The organism is Salinicola aestuarinus (genome assembly GCF_003206645.1).
Lineage (GTDB): Bacteria > Pseudomonadota > Gammaproteobacteria > Pseudomonadales > Halomonadaceae > Salinicola > Salinicola aestuarinus.
The window spans coordinates 648,961-665,457 of the sequence record NZ_PZJP01000005.1; the positions used below are offsets into that span (position 1 = coordinate 648,961).

Consider the following 16,497-nt stretch of genomic DNA (forward strand, 5'->3'; position numbering starts at 1 on the left):
ATTCCCTCAAAGACCTGAACGCCTCTCTCTATCGCCTCTTCCTCTATCGCGTGTGTCGACTCAATTCGCCGATGCCGTCGGGCGAATGGTGATCTCGGTGGTGTCGACTCAATTCGCCGATGCCGTCGGGCGAATGGTGATCTCGGTGGTGTCGACGCTGGCCGGCGCTTCGATGAGTTGGCGAACGGCGCGGGCGATGTCGCTGGGCTTTAGGGCGATGGCGCGATACTCATCCATCAGGGCGGCGGTGTCGCCGTGGGTGATGGTCGAGGCAAGCTCGCTCGCCACGACGCCGGGATTGACGCAGGTCACGCGAATGTTCGATGTCTCCTGGCGCAATCCGTCGGAGATGGCGCGGACGGCGAACTTGGTCCCACAGTAGACCGCGGCGGTAGGCACGGCCTGCAGCGCGCCGATGGAGCCGATGTTGATGATCTGCCCCTCGCCCTGTCGCTCCATCACCGGTAGCACGGCGCCAATACCCCACAGCACGCCCTTGATGTTGACGTCGACCATCCGCTCCCATTCGTCCCGTTTGCCGGCAGAGAGCGGGGAGAGCGGCATGATGCCGGCGTTGTTCACCAGCACGTCGATTCGACCCCAGCGCTCCAGCGCGGTATCGGCGAAGGCGGCCATGTCGGCGCGGTCGGTGACGTCCAGCGCCTGCACCTCAACCTCAACCCTACCGCCGCTGTCGCGGAGCTCGGCGGCGATGCGCTCCAACTTGTCCACCCGGCGCGCGCCGAGCAGCACACGGCCGCCGGCGGCGGCCAGCTCACGGGCGATGCCTTCACCTATGCCGCTGCTGGCGCCGGTAATCAGGATGACTTTGTCGTTCAGGTTTGTGCTAGCGCTCATGATTCTGTTTCCCGTCGTTTCTCAAGCGGACGAATGTCCGGCTCCCGTGAGCGACAAGATAGGGCGCGGCACCGTTGAGTAGAATAGGCTGCACGCTGGACATAATGGTTAGCAAGGCTTGCCAATCGCGATGGATCTCAATCTTTTGACACTGTTTATTGCCGTGGCGGAGGCGGGCAATTTCCGTGCCGCCGCGGATCGGCTGGGGGTGACGCGCTCCGCCGTCAGCCAGGGCGTAAGACGGCTGGAGAGCGACCTGACGCGGCCGCTATTTAACCGCACCACGCGTAGCGTTCGACTCACGGAAGAGGGCGAGCGCCTGTATCAGGCGCTTGTCCATCCGCTGGGGGAGATTGACGCGGTGCTGGGAGCCACGCGGGATGCGCCCGGCGCGCCCCACGGCACGTTGCGGGTCACGGCGACATCGATTGCCGAGCGATTCCTCTCCGGGCCGCTGATCGCCGACTTCGCCGAACGCTATCCGCACGTCACCCTCGACGTGACGGTAACCGACGAGGAATTCGACATCGTCGCCACGGGGTTCGACGCCGGCATTCGTCTGGGGGAGGTGATCGAGCGTGACATGGTCGCCGTGCCGCTGACCGGCGAGCAGCGACAGGTCGCCGTCGCCTCGCCGGCGTATCTGGCGCGTCATGGCTACCCGGCGCACCCCGGGGAACTGACGCATCACCGCTGCATCGGCTGGCGCCCGCGACCCGACACGGCGCCGTATCGCTGGGAGTTCGAGCGTGACGGCCAGGCATTCGATGTGGCGGTCGCGCCGCAGGTGACCACCAACGACCTGTTGCTGATGATCCGCACGGCGCTGGCCGGCGGCGGTATCACCTTCGGCATGGAAGAGACGTTCCGGCCCTACATCGAGCGCGGCGAGCTGATGACGCTGCTGGATGACTGGCTGCCCCCTTTCGCCGGCTTCTCGCTCTACTACCCGAGCCGGCGCACCGTCACGCCCAAGTTGCGCGCACTGATCGATCACGTTCGCGACTATCGCTGACCCCTTGGTCGCTTCTGGTCAGAGTGGACGCGCGCCGCCTCTCACTCGGGCGGTAGGGCGCCTTCCTGCATCACTTGGCGCCAGCGGTGGCGCTGTGCTTCCAGCGCGGCGATCTGGCCGAGTTTGTCGAGGCCGCGATTTCCCGTTAGCTGTCGGTCGTGCCTGCCCGGGGTAAGCCTGGGCAGCCTCTGGCCGGTGTCGATGGTCGAACGGGTGGCCGTCACGACATCTTCCTCAGGAAATGCCTTTACCGGCCGATACTTGGCGCGGCGGTTCGCCGCCATGACCACCAAGCAATGCCGTAAGGGAACATCGATGATCAAACGCACAGTGTTGGGCGGGCTGATTGCCGCCACGCTGCTGGTGTCGGGGTGCGCCTCGGTGCCGATGGGGAGTAGTGAAGAAGACCGGGCACTCAAGCAGTTTCCCGTGCCGCCCGACAATCAGGCGGGGCTCTACGTCTACCGCGACAGCTTCATGGGCAAGGCGCTGAAGAAGACGTTGACGCTAGATGGCCGCCCTCTGGGTAAGACCGCCAATGGCGTCTATTTCTACGAGACGATCGCGCCGGGTGAGCACGAACTGGCAACGGAATCGGAGTTCAGCGACAACGCGATCCGATTCTCGGCGAATGCCGGGAAGAACTATTTCGTCGAGCAGTACATCAAGCTGGGCGTCTTCGTCGGGGGGGCCAATCTCGAGCTGAAACCCGAAGCCGAGGGCATGCAGGCGCTGCGCGAATGCTGCCATTTGGCCGCACCTCAGTAGAGTCCCCGCGCCAGAGTGTCGCGCGCCGAAGAGCGGTCTTTCGCCGGTTATTGTGGTTCACCTACCGACAAGGGATCTTACCCGCCGATAAGGAATCTCACCCGCCGATAGCCGAGAAGCCCTGACGACGCAGGGCTTCTCGGGTGGGTAACGAAGCGCATCGTGAAGGCCGGGCATCCTTCATCGATAGCGCGACTCGCCGCGGCGATCACTCATAAGAGACGATCTCGACCCAGTTGGCGTTGTCTCCCGTGGCGGCGCTGTCGACCTTCTCCAGCCCGCCGTTTTCGGGGTCGATTCGGTAGAGCCCCAGCTCGCCGTCGAGCTGGCCGGAAACGACCATGTAGCGCCCGGTGTCGTCGATGCGAAAGCCGCGGGGCTGGAGCTCCACCGGCAGGCTGCGCTGGTAGCTGAGTTCGCCCGTCTCCGGGTCCGCTTTGAGGGTACTGATGAGGCTGCTGGTGCGCTCCGAGATGTAGACGTAGCGCCCGTCCGGGGTGACCTGAATGTCTGCGGCCCAGATGCGCAGGGTTTCGTCACCGTCCGGGATGTCTTCCTGCGGGATGCCGTGGGCCAGATCGAGCGCCTCGGGGACGCCCTCGACGGTGCCCTGGCGCGTCAGCGTGCCGTCGTCGGCATCAATGGCGTAGGTGGTGACGGCGCCGGTGAGTTCGCCGAGCACGTAGAGATGGCGGCTATCCGGGGCGAAGCGGAAATGGCGCGGCCCGGTGCCTTCCGGCGTGTCCACGGTGGCGGGCTCGTTGGCGCTGAGTTCGCCCGAGTCGGCGTCGAAGCGGAACTGGGTGATCTGATCGTCACCGAGCACGGAAACGAAGGCGAAGCGGTTATCCGGCGTGGTCTGGATGGCGTGGGCACGCTGGCCGGTGTCGACGGTCTGTGTCGAATCCCCGGCCACGCCGTCGGCGTCGATGGGGCCGACGCTGGCGATGTCGTCCGAGTAGGAGGCGCTGAGCAGGTAATTGCCGCTCTCATCGGTATCGATGTAGGCCATGGGAGAGGGCAGTGACCCGCTCCCTTCTCGCGTCAGCTCGCCGCTCTCCGGGTCGATGCGGTAGCTCAGCACGCGGTAGGGCTCGCTGCCGATGCCGGCGTAGAGATGGTGTAGGTCCGGGCTGAGTGCCATCGGCATGACCGAGTCTTCCGCCTTGGTGGTGGTCAGCGGCGTCAGCGTCGCGCTGTCGCGGTCGAGCGTATAGCTTGCGATGACGCCGTCGTCGGCGTTGGAGACATAGACGTAGGTCGCCGCCTGAGCGCTCAGACAGGCGGCGAGCAGTGCGCCTCCCGTGAGCCAACTGACGGCCTGGTTCCTCATCCTTGGCATGGGTCTTCCTTGTTCGTCGGTAGCGTGCGGGCCGCTTCGCCGCGTGGGCGGCGAGACGCCGGGTGGCGACACGGGTAACCGTGCGGCTGCGAGTCAAACTAGGCCGCTGCCCGCTATTCCACAACGCGACCTTAAGCTGAGAGCCTCGCCGCGAGGGGCGGCCATTCACGCCGCGCAGCGGTTGATGAACGTGGCTCACGTTGCGGTGAAATTAAATCACTACACCTCATGCGGAGGCTCTGTCATAAAGGGTCAAATGTTTTCCGGTGATGGGCCCGTGCGGTCCGTTCGATGAAAGAATTCGATAAGCGGTTGGATTCGTTCTGAAGCATCAGAATCGATCCCAGTGACCAGGGTGGGCACCAACGATGAGCCAGGACTTTACGTTTACCGTCAGCAGTGTCGCGTTCGACGAGCACTATCGTCCCGCCGACAACACGCGGACCACGACCAATTTCGCCAACCTGGCGAGAGGCGAGCGGCGTCGTGAGAACCTGCGCAATGCGCTGACGATGATCGAGAACCGTTTCAACAGCCTGGCCCACTGGGACAACCCCACCGGCGATCGGTACGCGGTCGAACTCGAGATCATCACCGGCGACGTGCAGGTGGGCGCTGAGGCAAGCGAGACGCGCTTTCCGGCTATCGAGGTGCTGAAAACGACGATCGTCGACAGGCAGGCGGGCGTGCGAATCCCGGGCATGGTCGGCAACAACTTTTCGTCCTACGTGCGGGATTACGACTTCAGCGTGCGCCTCGCCGAGCACAATCGAGATCGTGCGGCATTCGGCATCCCGGAGGGATTCGGCGACCTGCACGGCACGCTGTTCAGACGCTTCATCGACTCCGAGGCGTATCGAAGCATCGCCGGCAAGCCGCCGGTCATCTGCCTCAGTGTCTCCAGCAGCAAGCAGTATCGTCGCACCGACAATCACCACCCGGTGCTGGGCGTGGAATACGTCAACGACGACGCGTCGCTGACGGACTTCTACTTCGGCAAGATGGGGCTCGAGGCGCGCTACTTCATGCCGCCGAACGGTGTCGCCCCGCTGGCGTTCTACTTCGCCGGTGATCTACTCACCGACTATACGACGCTCGAGTTGATCAGCGCGATCAGCACGATGGAGACGTTCCAGAAGATCTATCGCCCCGAGATCTACAATGCCAATTCGCCGGCGGGACAGTGCTATCGCCCGAGTCTGGAGCACGCTGACTATTCGCTGACGCGGGTGGTCTATGACCGGGAAGAGCGCAGCCAGTTGGGCATCGAGCAGGGGAAGTTCGCCGAAGAGCACTTCATCACGCCCTACCGCCACGTCTTCGAACGGTGGTCGGCCAAAGACACCGTTGATCAACCCAGGAACAAGGTCGCGTTTTCATGAAAACATTGTTACCCACGTCGACGGCGGGCAGCCTGCCCAAACCTGCCTGGCTGGCGGAGCCCGAAAAACTCTGGTCGCCGTGGAAGCTGGAGGGTGACGCCCTGGTCGAGGGCAAGCAGGATGCGCTTCGACTGACGCTGGCCGATCAGCAACAGGCGGGAATCGATATCGTCAGCGACGGCGAGCAGACCCGCCAGCACTTCGTCACCACCTTTATCGAGCACCTGAGCGGCGTCGACTTCGAGAAACGTCAGACGGTGAAGATTCGTGATCGCTACGAGGCGAGCGTGCCCTCGGTCGTGGGGCCGGTGGCGCGTGAAAAAGCGGTGTTCGTCGATGACGCCCGTTTCCTGCGTCAGCAGACCGACCGGCCGATCAAATGGGCGCTGCCGGGACCGATGACCATGGTCGACACGCTATATGACGGCCACTACAAGAGCCGCGAAAAGCTCGCCTGGGAGTTCGCCCGGATCCTCAACGAGGAAGCCAGAGAGCTGGCGGCCGCCGGCGTCGATATCATTCAGTTCGACGAGCCGGCATTCAACGTCTTCTTCGACGAGGTCAACGACTGGGGTATCGCGGCCCTGGAGCGCGCCATCGAAGGCGTGACGTGCGAGACCGGCGTGCACATCTGCTACGGCTACGGCATCAAGGCCAACAACGACTGGAAGAAGACCCTGGGGTCGGAGTGGCGCCAGTACGAGGAGACGTTCCCCAAGCTGCAGGCTTCCAACATCGATATCGTCTCGCTGGAGTGCCAGAACTCTCACGTGCCGATGGAGCTCATCGAGCTCATCCGCGGCAAGAAGGTCATGGCGGGAGCCATCGATGTCGCCACCCAGACCGTCGAGACGCCGGAAGAGGTCGCCGACACGCTGCGCAAGGCCCTGCAGTTCGTCGACGCCGACAAGCTCTATCCCTGCACCAACTGCGGCATGACGCCGTTGCCGCGGCGCGTCGCGAGCGCCAAGCTCGAGGCCTTGAGTGCCGGTGCGGCGATCGTTCGCCGGGAGCTCCAGACCCGCTAGAACACGAGGGCCGGCGCAAACCGGCCCGGGCATGACAGTGCCACCCTTCCTTTTGCGGTGCATCGGGTGCAGGGTGGCATACCCTCGAGAGGGAGCCGGCCCGGTTGGGCTGGCCTGTCACTGCCTGCCGGGAACCTCACCATGACCACCGTCGCCATCTTCGTCGACACCCAGAACGTCTACTACACCGCGCGTGAAGCCTACGGCAAGCACTTCGACTATCGCCGCTTCTGGGCCAAGGCGACGGCGGGGCGAGAGGTGCTCACCGCGCGCTGTTACGCCACCGACAAGGGAGACGCCAAGCAGCGCGGCTTCCAGAACACGCTGCGCACGATCGGCTTCGAGGTGAAGTTGAAGCCCTTCATTCAGCGCGCGGATGGCTCCGCCAAGGGCGACTGGGATGTCGGCATCACGCTCGACGCCATCGAGTTCGCGGCGCGGGCAGATGTCATCGTGCTGGTCTCCGGCGACGGCGACTTCGACCTGCTGGCACAGAAGATTCGCGAGGCGCACGGCAAGCGCGTCGAGGTCTACGGCGTACCCCGGCTGACCGCCAATTCGCTGATCCGCTCGGCGAGCGAGTTCATGCCCATCGAAGGCGAGCTGCTGCTGGGCTAGCGCGCGGCACCGTGACCCGCGGTCAAGTCTCGGCCCGTGGCAGCGCCATCACCACTCGTAGTCCACCCCCCGGGCGGTTGGTCAGCGTCAGCCGGCCGCGGTGCGCCATCACGATACTTCGAACGATGCTCAACCCCAGACCGTAGCCGCCGCTGGCGGTGGGCGAACCGTCGCCCTGCCCGCCATTGCCTTGAACATAGGGCTGGGTGACGTCGACGGTTTCCGTGCCATCAAGGCCGGGGCCGTCGTCTTCGATCGTTACCTCGGCCCAGGCGCCTGTCGTTCGCAGCGATAGATGGGCGTTGCCGGCATGGCGCAGGGCGTTGTCGATCAGATTATGCAGCACCCGCCGCAGGCTGGCGGCGTGGCCGGCGACGGGCACGGATTCGCTGGCGTGCCAGTGAACGTCGCTGCCGGTCTCGGTGAAGTCATCGGCGACGGCGGTGATCAGCCCGCTCAGGTCGCAGGTGGTGTTGCCGGTCGGTGTCGTGTTCTCGCTGGCGGAGTCCAGCAGCGAGCGAATCAGTCCTTCCATCTGCGCGATGTTGTCGATCAGTTTGCCGCGAAGTCTCTCGTCACCGATGCCTTCCGCGCGCAGCCGCATGCGGGTAAGCGGGGTGCGCAGATCATGCGAAACGGCCGCCAGCAACTGGGTGCGGGCCTCCAGCAGGTCGATCAACTGATGCTGCATGGCGTTGAAGGTCTCCGCCGCCTGGCGCATCTCCTTCGGCCCCTCCACCGGTATTGGCGGCTGCTGAAGATTGTGTCCCAGCGCCGAAGCCGCGCGCACCAGCCGCCTGAGCGGTCGGGTGCTAAGACGCACCACGAGGAGCGCCACGGCCACTAGGGCGAGGGCGCGCAGCAGATAGACGCGCAGCCCGTAGTCGAGCAGCACCCGCCACACGGAGCGAGCGTTCCACCCCTGTTCCTGCCTTGCCTCGATATGCAACCACCGATGCGGCGCCAGCCGAAGCTGAAAGTCGAAATGCCCCACCACATGGGAGAGTCCGAACAGGCCGGCCCAGGTTCTGGCGTGGCCGTTCTCGTCGCGAATCTGCACGTTGAGTAGCTCGAGTGTCACGTCATGCCCCAGCTCTCGTTCCAGGGCTTCCCGGAGCATCCGTTCGACGTTTTCGGGCCCGGCATCGAGCCGACGCGGCGCGGGAAGCGGTGCGTCGAGGCGCTCGGGATGGAACGTCTCAGTGGCCAGCGAAGCGAGCGGTGCGCCGCTCGCAAGCTGCTGCAGGGTATCGACGGTGCGAAAGCTCACCAGGCGCGTGGGCACCTCGAGCACCTGGCTGTAGCGCACGTCATACCAGATGCTGCTGAACAGCAGTTGGATCGATAACCCGCCGGCGACGACGATCACGCAGAGCTGACCGAAGAGCGAGTCGGGCCAGAGGCGGCGAAAGGCTGTCGTTGTCCGCATCAGTCGGCGGTGGCGGGTAGTTCGAGTAGATACCCTTCGTTGCGCACGGTGCGAATGAACCGAGGCCGGCGGGCGTCGTCCTCGAAGAGTTGGCGCAGGCGGCTGATGCAGACATCGATGGAACGGTCGTCGGGGAAGTAGTCGCGGCCGAAGGCGCGCTGACTCAGGCAGTTCCGGTCGACGATCCGGTTTGGCGTCGCGCTCAGCGCTTCCAGCACGCGGAAGTCCGAGCGCGGGAGATCGAACGCCTGGCCGCGAGGCGAGTGCAGCCGTCGAGTGCCGAGATCCAGCTGCCAGCCGGCGAATCGGCGCTGGTGCGCGTCGCTTGCTCCACCGCCAGGGGTCGGCCTCGAGCCCGGGTGACTCTGCGGCTGTCCGCCTGGATGACGGCTTTCTCGGGCCAACGGCTGGCGGCGGAGCACGGCGCGAATGCGGGCGAGCAGCTCGCGAGGATCGAAAGGCTTGCAGAGATAGTCGTCCGCGCCGATTTCGAGACCCACGATGCGCTCCGAGCAGGCGCCGCGGGCGCTGATCATGATCACCGGCAGATCGCCCTGGTGGCGCAGCGCGCGGCACAGGCTGAGCCCATCCTCGCCCGGCAGCATCAAGTCGAGAATCACCAGATCGACGGCATCATCCAGCCTTGCCCACATCTCGCGACCGTTGGCCGCCGGTCGCGTGCGGTAGCCCATGCCCGCCAGATAGTCGCTGATCAATTCACGGATTTCGTCATCGTCATCCACCACGAGAACCAGCGGCGCTTCGAGGGATGCCACGGCGTGGGAAGCCGCGGGAAGCACATCGTCAATACAATTCATTACATTTGCCACACAGACGCCAAGGTTGTCGCGGTAAGTCGCCAATATAATTGTCGGCCTCAGCGCAGTAAATGCTAATCATTATTATTCAACCAAGGGTCAGTCATGACGTATCGCGCCTCGAAAGCCACCGGCAACGTCTTCCACGGATCAAGGACGCCGCTCGCCGCGGCGATCGCCGCCACCCTCGGCGGCTGTCTGCTGAGCACGCCGGCTCTGGCACAGTCCGCTGGGGCCGAGACGCCTGACGACTCGACGACGGTGCTGGCGCCGGTAACGGTTCAGGGCACCTACCAGGGTTATCCGTCGCGAAGCTATACGGTTTCCGAAACGAGCAGCGCGACCGGCCTTAGCCTGTCACAGCGGGAGACGCCGCAGTCGGTCACCAGTCTCACGCGTCAGCAGCTCGACGACCGTCAGGTGGTCAACATCGCCCAGGCGCTTGAACTCACGCCGGGCGTCACGTCGAACGAGACCGAGGTCGGTGGCCGAACGGCGTTTCGAGCGCGCGGCTATGACATCAGCAACTGGAAGGTCGATGGCCTGCAGTTTCCGGGGGGCTCGGATTTCAGCGGCGGCGGCAACGCCTTGAACATGGATCTCTATGAGCGTGTCGACATCGTGCGCGGCGCCAATGGACTGCTCGGCGGCACCGGCGACCCCTCGGCCACGGTCGATCTGATCCGCAAACGCCCGCAAAAGACCTTTGGCGGCAGCGCCTACGGCCGCTACGGTCGCTGGGACCAGCGCCGCATCGGTGCCGATCTGAACGTGCCGCTGACCGAGGATGGCAGCGTTCGCTCGCGCTTTGTCATCACGCAGCAGGAGGGCAACGCCTTCCGCGACAACGAGTCGACCCGCGCCCGCGCCGCACTGGCCAACTTCGAAGCCGACGTCACCGAGGACACCACGCTGGGACTTGGCTATCAGTACGAGTACAACAAGACCTTCGGGGCAGGGTGGGGCGCCAACGTGCCGATCTGGTACGCCGACGGAGAAAAGGCCGATCTCTCCCGCAGTACCAATCTGGCGCCTGACTGGAGCTATGGCGAATACCAGACCGACACGGTGTTCGGTTCGGTGAGCCACCGCTTCAACGAGGACTGGACGCTTGATGTACGCGCAGCGCAAAGCGACACCGAAGCGGTCAATCATCGCGGTCTGGCCAAGGTCAACCGGGGGGGCGGTGGCACCTTTATCGGCTACTGGGATCAGGACGGTAGCGGCGCGATCCTGAACGGCCTGCACAACAGCACCGACACCCGCACGCGCTCGGTCCGTGTCGATCTGGACGGCGTCTATGACCTGTTCGGGCGCGAGCACGAGGTGATGGTCGGCTACAACGACAGCCGCACCGTCGAGCGAAGCCCGGAATATTCGTGCACCATGTCCAGCGCCACCGCCTCGGTCGACTCCTCGCGCTGCATGTACCGCGCCACCAACGGCCTGCCGATCTCCGACTGGCGAAACGGTGTCGATGGCGATATCGACCTCGATGCCTCCCGGACCGGACGCAGCGGCAAGACCGTCACGCGGCTTCGCGGTCTCTACGCCGCGACCCGCCTGAACGTGACCGAGCCGCTCTCGATCATTCTCGGGGCGCGGACCAGCAACTACAAAACGGTGAGCGATAGCGCGTCCGGCGATCACACCAGCCGCAGCGAAGATGGCGTCTTCACGCCCTATGCCGGTGTGGTGTACGACCTTTCGGACAATTACTCGGTCTACGCAAGCTACACCAATCAGTTCACCCCGCAGAGCGAGGAAACCTCCAGCGGGTCGATGGTCGAGCCGATCAAAGGCGAGAGCTACGAGACCGGTATCAAGGGGGCGTGGTTCGATGGGCGCCTGAATGCTTCCGCGGCGTACTTCCGCACCAAGCAGGAAAATACCGCGGTGCGCGATGGCGCCAGCCTGACGCCGACCGGCGATCAGGCCTATACCGCTGGCACCGGTAACGAAACCGAAGGGCTCGATGTCGAGGTTGCCGGGGCGATCACACCGAACTGGAACGTCTACGGGGGCTACACCTATCTGCATTTCCGCCGGGTGGATTCCGACGGCCGCAGCGATCCCTCGCACCTGTTCAAGCTTTCTACCACCTACGCGCCCGGTGGATCCCTGAACCGCTGGACCTTCGGCGGCGGCGTGTACGCCCAAAGCCACATCGACGCGGTCTCGGGCCCGGCCGGTCAGCCGTCCAACGGGGTCAGCACCGGACCCACCGACGTCAAATGGCCGGGCTACGCGATCTGGAACGCCATGGCCCGCTACGACATTACCGATGCCACCAGCCTGACGGTGAACGTCGACAACCTCTTCGATCAGCACTACTACACCCGCTACGGATTCTATGCCGGCGCCATTTACGGCAATCCGCGCAGCGCCTCGGTCACGCTTCGCACTCACTTCTAAGCGCTTGATTCACGTAGAGCACGGGTCGCGCCTTTCATTGGCGCCCCGGCCATTAGCGCCCCTGTCGGTTCGCCGGCAGGGGCGCTTCGGGGGTTACCCCATCCGGCGGGCAGCAGCGCTGGGGGTCAGGGGTGTCTCAAATGGTTGGCAAAGAATCGACCGACGTAGGCGAACACCTCGTGGCATTCGACACTCGACCGCTCTGGCGCGTCACTCTGAGAGACATGCCACGTCCGCGGGCCGTCATCGTCCAGCGCGTTGCGGTTGAAGAAGCCGTGCCCCAGCCCCTCGATCAGCCCCAGGATGGCGGGATTGTCGCTGCGCGAGAGCGCCTCGAACAGTAGCCGGCTCTGCTGCCACGGCACGGCGGTGTCGCTCAGGCCATGCAGAATCAGCATCGGTGGCAGACCGGATTCCAGATACGTGATCGGATTGGCCGCCGCCACTTGCGCCGGCGCGTCCTCGATGGGAACGCCGATGAACAGCGATTCCATCGAGTCGGCATCGGCGCTGAACTTGCCCGCCGGCATCTGGATGGACTCCGGGTCGTCGGAAGGCACGCCGTCGGGGTCGCGAAACGCATCCTGCTGCAGAAAATCGGTCGGTCCGTAGCCATCGACCACCGCTCGTACCTGCTCATCGAATTCGCCGTAGTCGTGGCCAGGAAAGCGCGCAGGACCCGCGGTGACGGCCAGCGTCGCCAGATGCGCGCCGGCGGAGGAGCCCCATAGCCCGAGTCGCTCGGCGTCGAAGCCGTAGGTGTCGGCGACGGATTTGACCCAGCGGATGGCGGTCTTGACGTCCTCGATCGCCGCCGGAAAGGGCGCCTGATCGGATAGGCGGTAGTCGACGCTGATCATGGCGAACCCCTCGCGAGCGAAAAAGCGCGACAGGTCCGGGGCCAGTTTGCGATCGCCGAATTTCCAGCCGCCCCCGTGCAGGAAGAGAATCACCGGTGGCTTGTCGTCTCGCTCAGGCAGATAGAGATCGGCCTTGAGTGCCACATCGTCGATGGTGATGTAGGTGATATCCAGCACGGTTTTCACAGGGTTCTCCTCGAGAATCGGTGTCTGTCGAGCCGTTGAACGATGGCCCGACATCGGTTCATGTCGCGGGCCCGTCGCCCTGGCCCAGCGGCTGCAGGTCCAGCTCGTCGAGATGCGCAAGCACCCGGTCGAATCGGAAAGCGGGCGGATTCAGCGGGAACACGTGGCCGTCGTAGGGTTCACCCAGATAGCGGAAGAAGGGCTCGAAGATACCCGGCACCAGCCAGCCGAAAAAGCGCGTGTAGGGGGCATCCAGCCGGTAGGCATGGACGTGGCGAGCGGGTACCTGCAGATAGTCGCCGGGCAGGAGCTTCACCTCCTGACCGTTGACCCACATGGTCATGTGGCCATCCAGACAGAAGAAGTTCTCCGTGTGCTCGCGATGGTAGTGCGGCGGAATGGCCTCGCCCTTTGGCCCCTCGTTCATGATGGCGATGAATTGATCGCCGCTGGAGGCCTGGGTCTGCAGGAACGAGAAAAGCTGTTCGGCGGCGACCAGACGCTCGCCGGTACCGGCGGCCAGCACGTAGGGGACCTTGTCGGTCGGCACCTGGTCGTTGGTCACGCGCACCGCGGGGGTCGCCGGCACAGCCGCCTCGACGAAGGTGACGTCGGCGACCGCCTCGGCTGCGCGGAGCCGTTCCTCGTCGATCGAGACATCGGCCTGCTCCGGTTGGACCGGGCGCGAGAACGCAACGCCCAGGGCCGGGTACATGGCGCCGACGCGATCGCCGGTGGTCCAGGTCAGAAAGCGGGTGCGCCAGTCGATCAGGGTATGGGCGTAGACCGTACCCGCCGGCACGTAGGCGTAATCGCCCCGATTGAGCAGGTGGCGCTCGCCGTCGATCAGCAACTCCACGCTGCCGTCGAGCACCAGAAAGGCGGCGTCACTCTCGGCATGAGCGCGGGGCGGAAGGTAGGCCCCCTTGCCGCCGGTCACTACGGCCGCCTCGAACTGCCCGGCGGACTCCTCCCCGCGAGCGATCAGCGTCACCACCTGGCCACCCACCCGATGAAACTCACCTTCACCGTCGCGCAGGGCGTAGAGCGCTTCGCAACCGGGCAGCGTGCCGTTGGCCAGCAGGGCGGCTTCCGGTCCGGTGACCGGACCGGCGTCTTGCGGGTCGGGGGCGGTGTTCTGAGACATGTCGACACTCCTCTTGCTGTGATCTAACGATGACCGCGAGGATAGTTAGCTCAGAGTCTTCAGTGAAATAGATTGTTCTGTCGTCTGTGATCATTCAAGTTGATCACAAGATGAGAGACGCTGAGCAAGGAGCGAGAGTGGAGCTACGACATCTGCGTTATTTTCTGGCCGTCGCCGAGACGCTGCATTTCGGCCGGGCCGCCGAGCGGCTCAATATCGTGCAGCCGGCACTCAGCATGCAGATCAAGGCGCTGGAGTCGACGCTGGAGGCGCAGCTTTTCATCCGCAACCGCCGGCAGGTGCGTCTGACGGCCGCCGGACTGGCCCTGGTGCCGGAGGCGCGGCGAATTCTCGAACAGGTAACGCACGCCGGGGAGGTGGTTCGCCAGACGGCGGCCGGGGTGCTCGGCAGCGTGCGCCTGGGCTACGCCGCCAGTGCGCTCTACGCCGGCGTCCTCGGTCGGGTAGTGAAAGCGGTTCAGGCGGCCTGTCCCGATATCGAACTGCAGGTGAGCGAGCTGCATCCACACAGTCAACAGACGGCGCTTCGCGAAGACCGTCTGGATGCGACCTTCGGCCCGATGCTCTCCCTGACCCCGGATCCCGAATTCGAATACCGTCGATTGGCCGCGTTCCCGCTGCGACTGGCGCTACCCGAGGCACACCCGCTGGCCAAGCGCGAAACGCTCATGTCGGAGGACATTCGTCACGAGCGTTTTATCGGCTACGTTGGCGAACACGATGACGAGGGCGGCTATCTGATGGCGCGGGCGCTGGGGTATCAGCCAGTGATCGGCATGCAGGCCCGAAGTCCGGTCATTGCCCTGGGGCTGGTCGAGGCCGGGTTGGGGGTGACACTGGTCTCATCGATACTCGCGCCTCGTTTCCCGGAGGGTGTGGTCTATCGCGAGCTGGCCGACGTCGAGCTGGAGCTCGACGTTACGCTGATGATGCGACGCGAGGCGCAGGCTCCCGCCGTGCTGGCGTTTCGCCGGGTGCTCGAGACGCTCAGGTTGGGCTAGAAGGGGAGGAAGGCGCTTTTTGGTGTTTCGTGTCACGGCTCGAAAGGACCGCATCAGGCGGTCCTTTCGAGTGCCCTGACTCCCTGGTGACTATTCGCTGAGTGAAACGTCTTCCAGGAAGAAACGCCCCATGGGGTTCTGATAGAAGTTACTCACCGCCTTGGTAGATACATTGCGATAGGGGCTGTAGTAGAGGTCGATCCAGTTGACGTCCTGCTTCGCCATCTCCTGCAGTCTGGTGTACATCTCCTCGCGCACGTCCGGGTCCGTTGCAAGGCGTGCGTCGGCCACCAACTGAGTCACTTCAGGATTATCGTAACGCGTCATGTAGTTCATGTTGGCATCGTTGCCGAGCACGAAGGTGGTTTTCTGGTCGGGGTCGAGAATATCGTTGGTCCAGTACATGACCGAAATATCGTAGTCACCATCAACCAGCATGCCCCAGCTCTGGCTTGGGTCTACTTTGGTCAGGTTGGCTCGAATGCCGACTGCGGAGAGTTGCTGCTGCAGCAGTACGGCAATTTGTTCGTCCACTTCATCACCGGCATTGACGACATAATCCAGCGTGAGATTGTCGACGCCAGCTTCTTCCAGCAGTGCCTTGGCTTTCTCGGGATCGTAACCCCGGGAGAGGTTGTCAGCGTTGTGGTACAGCGCGCCCATGGGGATGTAGGCGTTGGCAACCGTGCCGTAGCCGAACGTGACCGTATCGATGATTGACTGCTTATCGATGGCGTAGTCCAGCGCTTGACGCACCTTGACGTCATCGAGCGGCGGATGGGAGTGATTGATCAGCAGGTGATCCTCGCGAGTAGAGGCATCCAGATGAACCGTGAGATTCGGGTCCGCTTCCAGTGAGCTGATACGCGAAAAGGGCACGTTGATCGCCGCGTCGATTTCACCGGCCTGGATTTTCAGCATGCGCGTATTGCTGTCCGGCAGGGTCAGCCAGTTCACGCCATCGAGTTCGATACGATCCCTATCCCAGTAGTGAGGGTTCTTGCGCAGGATGACGCTTTCGCCGCGATTCCATTCCTCCAGCATGAAGGCGCCTGAACCGACAGGTGCTTGAGAGAAGGCTTCTTCCCCCACCTCCTGGAAATAATCCTTGGGGATGACGGAGGCGTTGGGCAGTGCCAGTTGCGAAAGGAAAGGCACTGAAGGTGCGCTTAACGTGATCACCAGCGTGTGGTCATCCTCGGCATCTGCCGACTCGATGATCTTGTAGGAGTCCGCCCAGAGCGATTTATCGTCATTGCGAATCCGCATCAGGCTGAATGCGGCATCTTCTGCGGTGACGGGCGTCCCATCGGAAAATTTGGCATCCCGCATGGTCAGCGTATAAGTCTTGCCGTCTTCGGAGATAGTCCAGCTCTCCGCCAGTCCTGGCACTAATTCCGTTCCGCTTCTATCCAACGCGATCAATGGGTCGAAAATATTGGAAAAGATCCAGTTGTCAGCGTTCTGAGTCGTATTGATCGGGTCGAACGTCGTACTGTCCGCGCTGCGCCCGATGGTTAGGGTCGCGGCGGATACCAGTGAGCTGGCCAACAACAAACCTAGGCAGCAGCAGTTGAGTAGGTGGCGCTTGAACGGTGTCGGCATGTCT

At 63.8% G+C, this 16,497-nt stretch carries 15 protein-coding genes; 7 read left to right on the forward strand and 8 right to left on the reverse strand.

Translation table 11 applies throughout. The features are described from left to right. Positions 1–108 precede the first annotated feature (108 nt). The gene (locus tag DOM41_RS08270; protein WP_110686346.1) at positions 109–858 is read right to left on the reverse strand and encodes an SDR family oxidoreductase; all 750 of its coding nucleotides are present in this window, start codon (positions 856–858) and stop codon (positions 109–111) included. Positions 859–988: 130 nt separating this feature from the next. On the opposite strand from DOM41_RS08270, the gene DOM41_RS08275 reads away from it, so the two are divergent. Continuing rightward, positions 989–1,873: a LysR family transcriptional regulator gene (locus DOM41_RS08275; protein ID WP_245391778.1), complete on the forward strand. Its 885-nt coding sequence runs from the start codon at positions 989–991 to the stop codon at positions 1,871–1,873. Between the two features lie 41 nt (positions 1,874–1,914). On the opposite strand, the gene DOM41_RS08280 is transcribed toward DOM41_RS08275, so the two are convergent. Further along, positions 1,915–2,097, reverse strand: a complete 183-nt coding sequence (locus DOM41_RS08280; RefSeq protein ID WP_157956887.1) for a hypothetical protein — start codon at positions 2,095–2,097, stop codon at positions 1,915–1,917. Between the two features lie 91 nt (positions 2,098–2,188). Here DOM41_RS08280 and DOM41_RS08285 point away from each other — a divergent pair, with 91 nt between their 5' ends. Next, on the forward strand, positions 2,189–2,641 hold the full coding sequence (locus tag DOM41_RS08285; RefSeq protein ID WP_110686348.1) for a DUF2846 domain-containing protein: 453 nt from the start codon (positions 2,189–2,191) through the stop codon (positions 2,639–2,641). A 208-nt stretch (positions 2,642–2,849) separates the two neighbouring features. Here the strand turns inward: DOM41_RS08285 and DOM41_RS08290 are convergent, their stop codons facing one another. Then, on the reverse strand, positions 2,850–3,983 hold the full coding sequence (locus DOM41_RS08290; protein WP_110686349.1) for a lactonase family protein: 1,134 nt from the start codon (positions 3,981–3,983) through the stop codon (positions 2,850–2,852). Positions 3,984–4,351: 368 nt separating this feature from the next. On the opposite strand from DOM41_RS08290, the gene DOM41_RS08295 reads away from it, so the two are divergent. From DOM41_RS08295 to DOM41_RS08305, 3 genes are all read left to right on the forward strand, one after another. After that, positions 4,352–5,365, forward strand: coding sequence for a DUF1852 domain-containing protein (locus DOM41_RS08295; protein WP_110686350.1), 1,014 nt, complete (start codon positions 4,352–4,354; stop codon positions 5,363–5,365). Next, the gene (locus DOM41_RS08300; protein ID WP_110686351.1) at positions 5,362–6,393 is read left to right on the forward strand and encodes a methionine synthase; all 1,032 of its coding nucleotides are present in this window, start codon (positions 5,362–5,364) and stop codon (positions 6,391–6,393) included. The genes DOM41_RS08295 and DOM41_RS08300 overlap by 4 nt, the downstream gene beginning before the upstream one ends. Before the next feature lie 141 nt (positions 6,394–6,534). Further along, positions 6,535–7,011, forward strand: coding sequence for a LabA-like NYN domain-containing protein (locus DOM41_RS08305; protein ID WP_110686352.1), 477 nt, complete (start codon positions 6,535–6,537; stop codon positions 7,009–7,011). A 22-nt stretch (positions 7,012–7,033) separates the two neighbouring features. Here DOM41_RS08305 and DOM41_RS08310 read toward each other — a convergent pair whose 3' ends face one another. Together DOM41_RS08310 and DOM41_RS08315 are read right to left on the reverse strand one after the other, a co-directional pair. Beyond that, positions 7,034–8,440 carry an ATP-binding protein gene (locus DOM41_RS08310; RefSeq protein WP_110686353.1) on the reverse strand — a complete coding sequence of 469 codons (1,407 nt, stop codon included), beginning with the start codon at positions 8,438–8,440 and terminating at the stop codon, positions 7,034–7,036. Further along, a complete protein-coding gene (locus tag DOM41_RS08315; protein WP_110686354.1) occupies positions 8,440–9,258 on the reverse strand; it encodes a response regulator in 819 nt (272 codons plus the stop codon). The genes DOM41_RS08310 and DOM41_RS08315 overlap by 1 nt, the downstream gene beginning before the upstream one ends. A 105-nt stretch (positions 9,259–9,363) precedes the next feature. On the opposite strand from DOM41_RS08315, the gene DOM41_RS08320 reads away from it, so the two are divergent. Beyond that, positions 9,364–11,673, forward strand: a complete 2,310-nt coding sequence (locus DOM41_RS08320) for a TonB-dependent siderophore receptor (RefSeq protein ID WP_110686355.1) — start codon at positions 9,364–9,366, stop codon at positions 11,671–11,673. Positions 11,674–11,798: 125 nt separating this feature from the next. On the opposite strand, the gene DOM41_RS08325 is transcribed toward DOM41_RS08320, so the two are convergent. Both DOM41_RS08325 and DOM41_RS08330 read right to left on the reverse strand, forming a co-directional pair. Then, positions 11,799–12,719, reverse strand: a complete 921-nt coding sequence (locus DOM41_RS08325; protein ID WP_157956888.1) for an alpha/beta hydrolase — start codon at positions 12,717–12,719, stop codon at positions 11,799–11,801. 58 nt (positions 12,720–12,777) lie between these two features. Then, positions 12,778–13,866, reverse strand: coding sequence for a quercetin 2,3-dioxygenase (locus tag DOM41_RS08330; protein ID WP_110686357.1), 1,089 nt, complete (start codon positions 13,864–13,866; stop codon positions 12,778–12,780). 137 nt (positions 13,867–14,003) lie between these two features. Here DOM41_RS08330 and DOM41_RS08335 point away from each other — a divergent pair, with 137 nt between their 5' ends. Beyond that, complete coding sequence (locus DOM41_RS08335; protein WP_157956889.1) at positions 14,004–14,888, forward strand: LysR substrate-binding domain-containing protein; 885 nt, start codon at positions 14,004–14,006, stop codon at positions 14,886–14,888. Between the two features lie 90 nt (positions 14,889–14,978). On the opposite strand, the gene DOM41_RS08340 is transcribed toward DOM41_RS08335, so the two are convergent. Next, entirely contained in the window at positions 14,979–16,493 is a 1,515-nt protein-coding gene (locus DOM41_RS08340) for an ABC transporter substrate-binding protein (RefSeq protein WP_110686359.1), read from the reverse strand. Positions 16,494–16,497 lie beyond the last annotated feature (4 nt).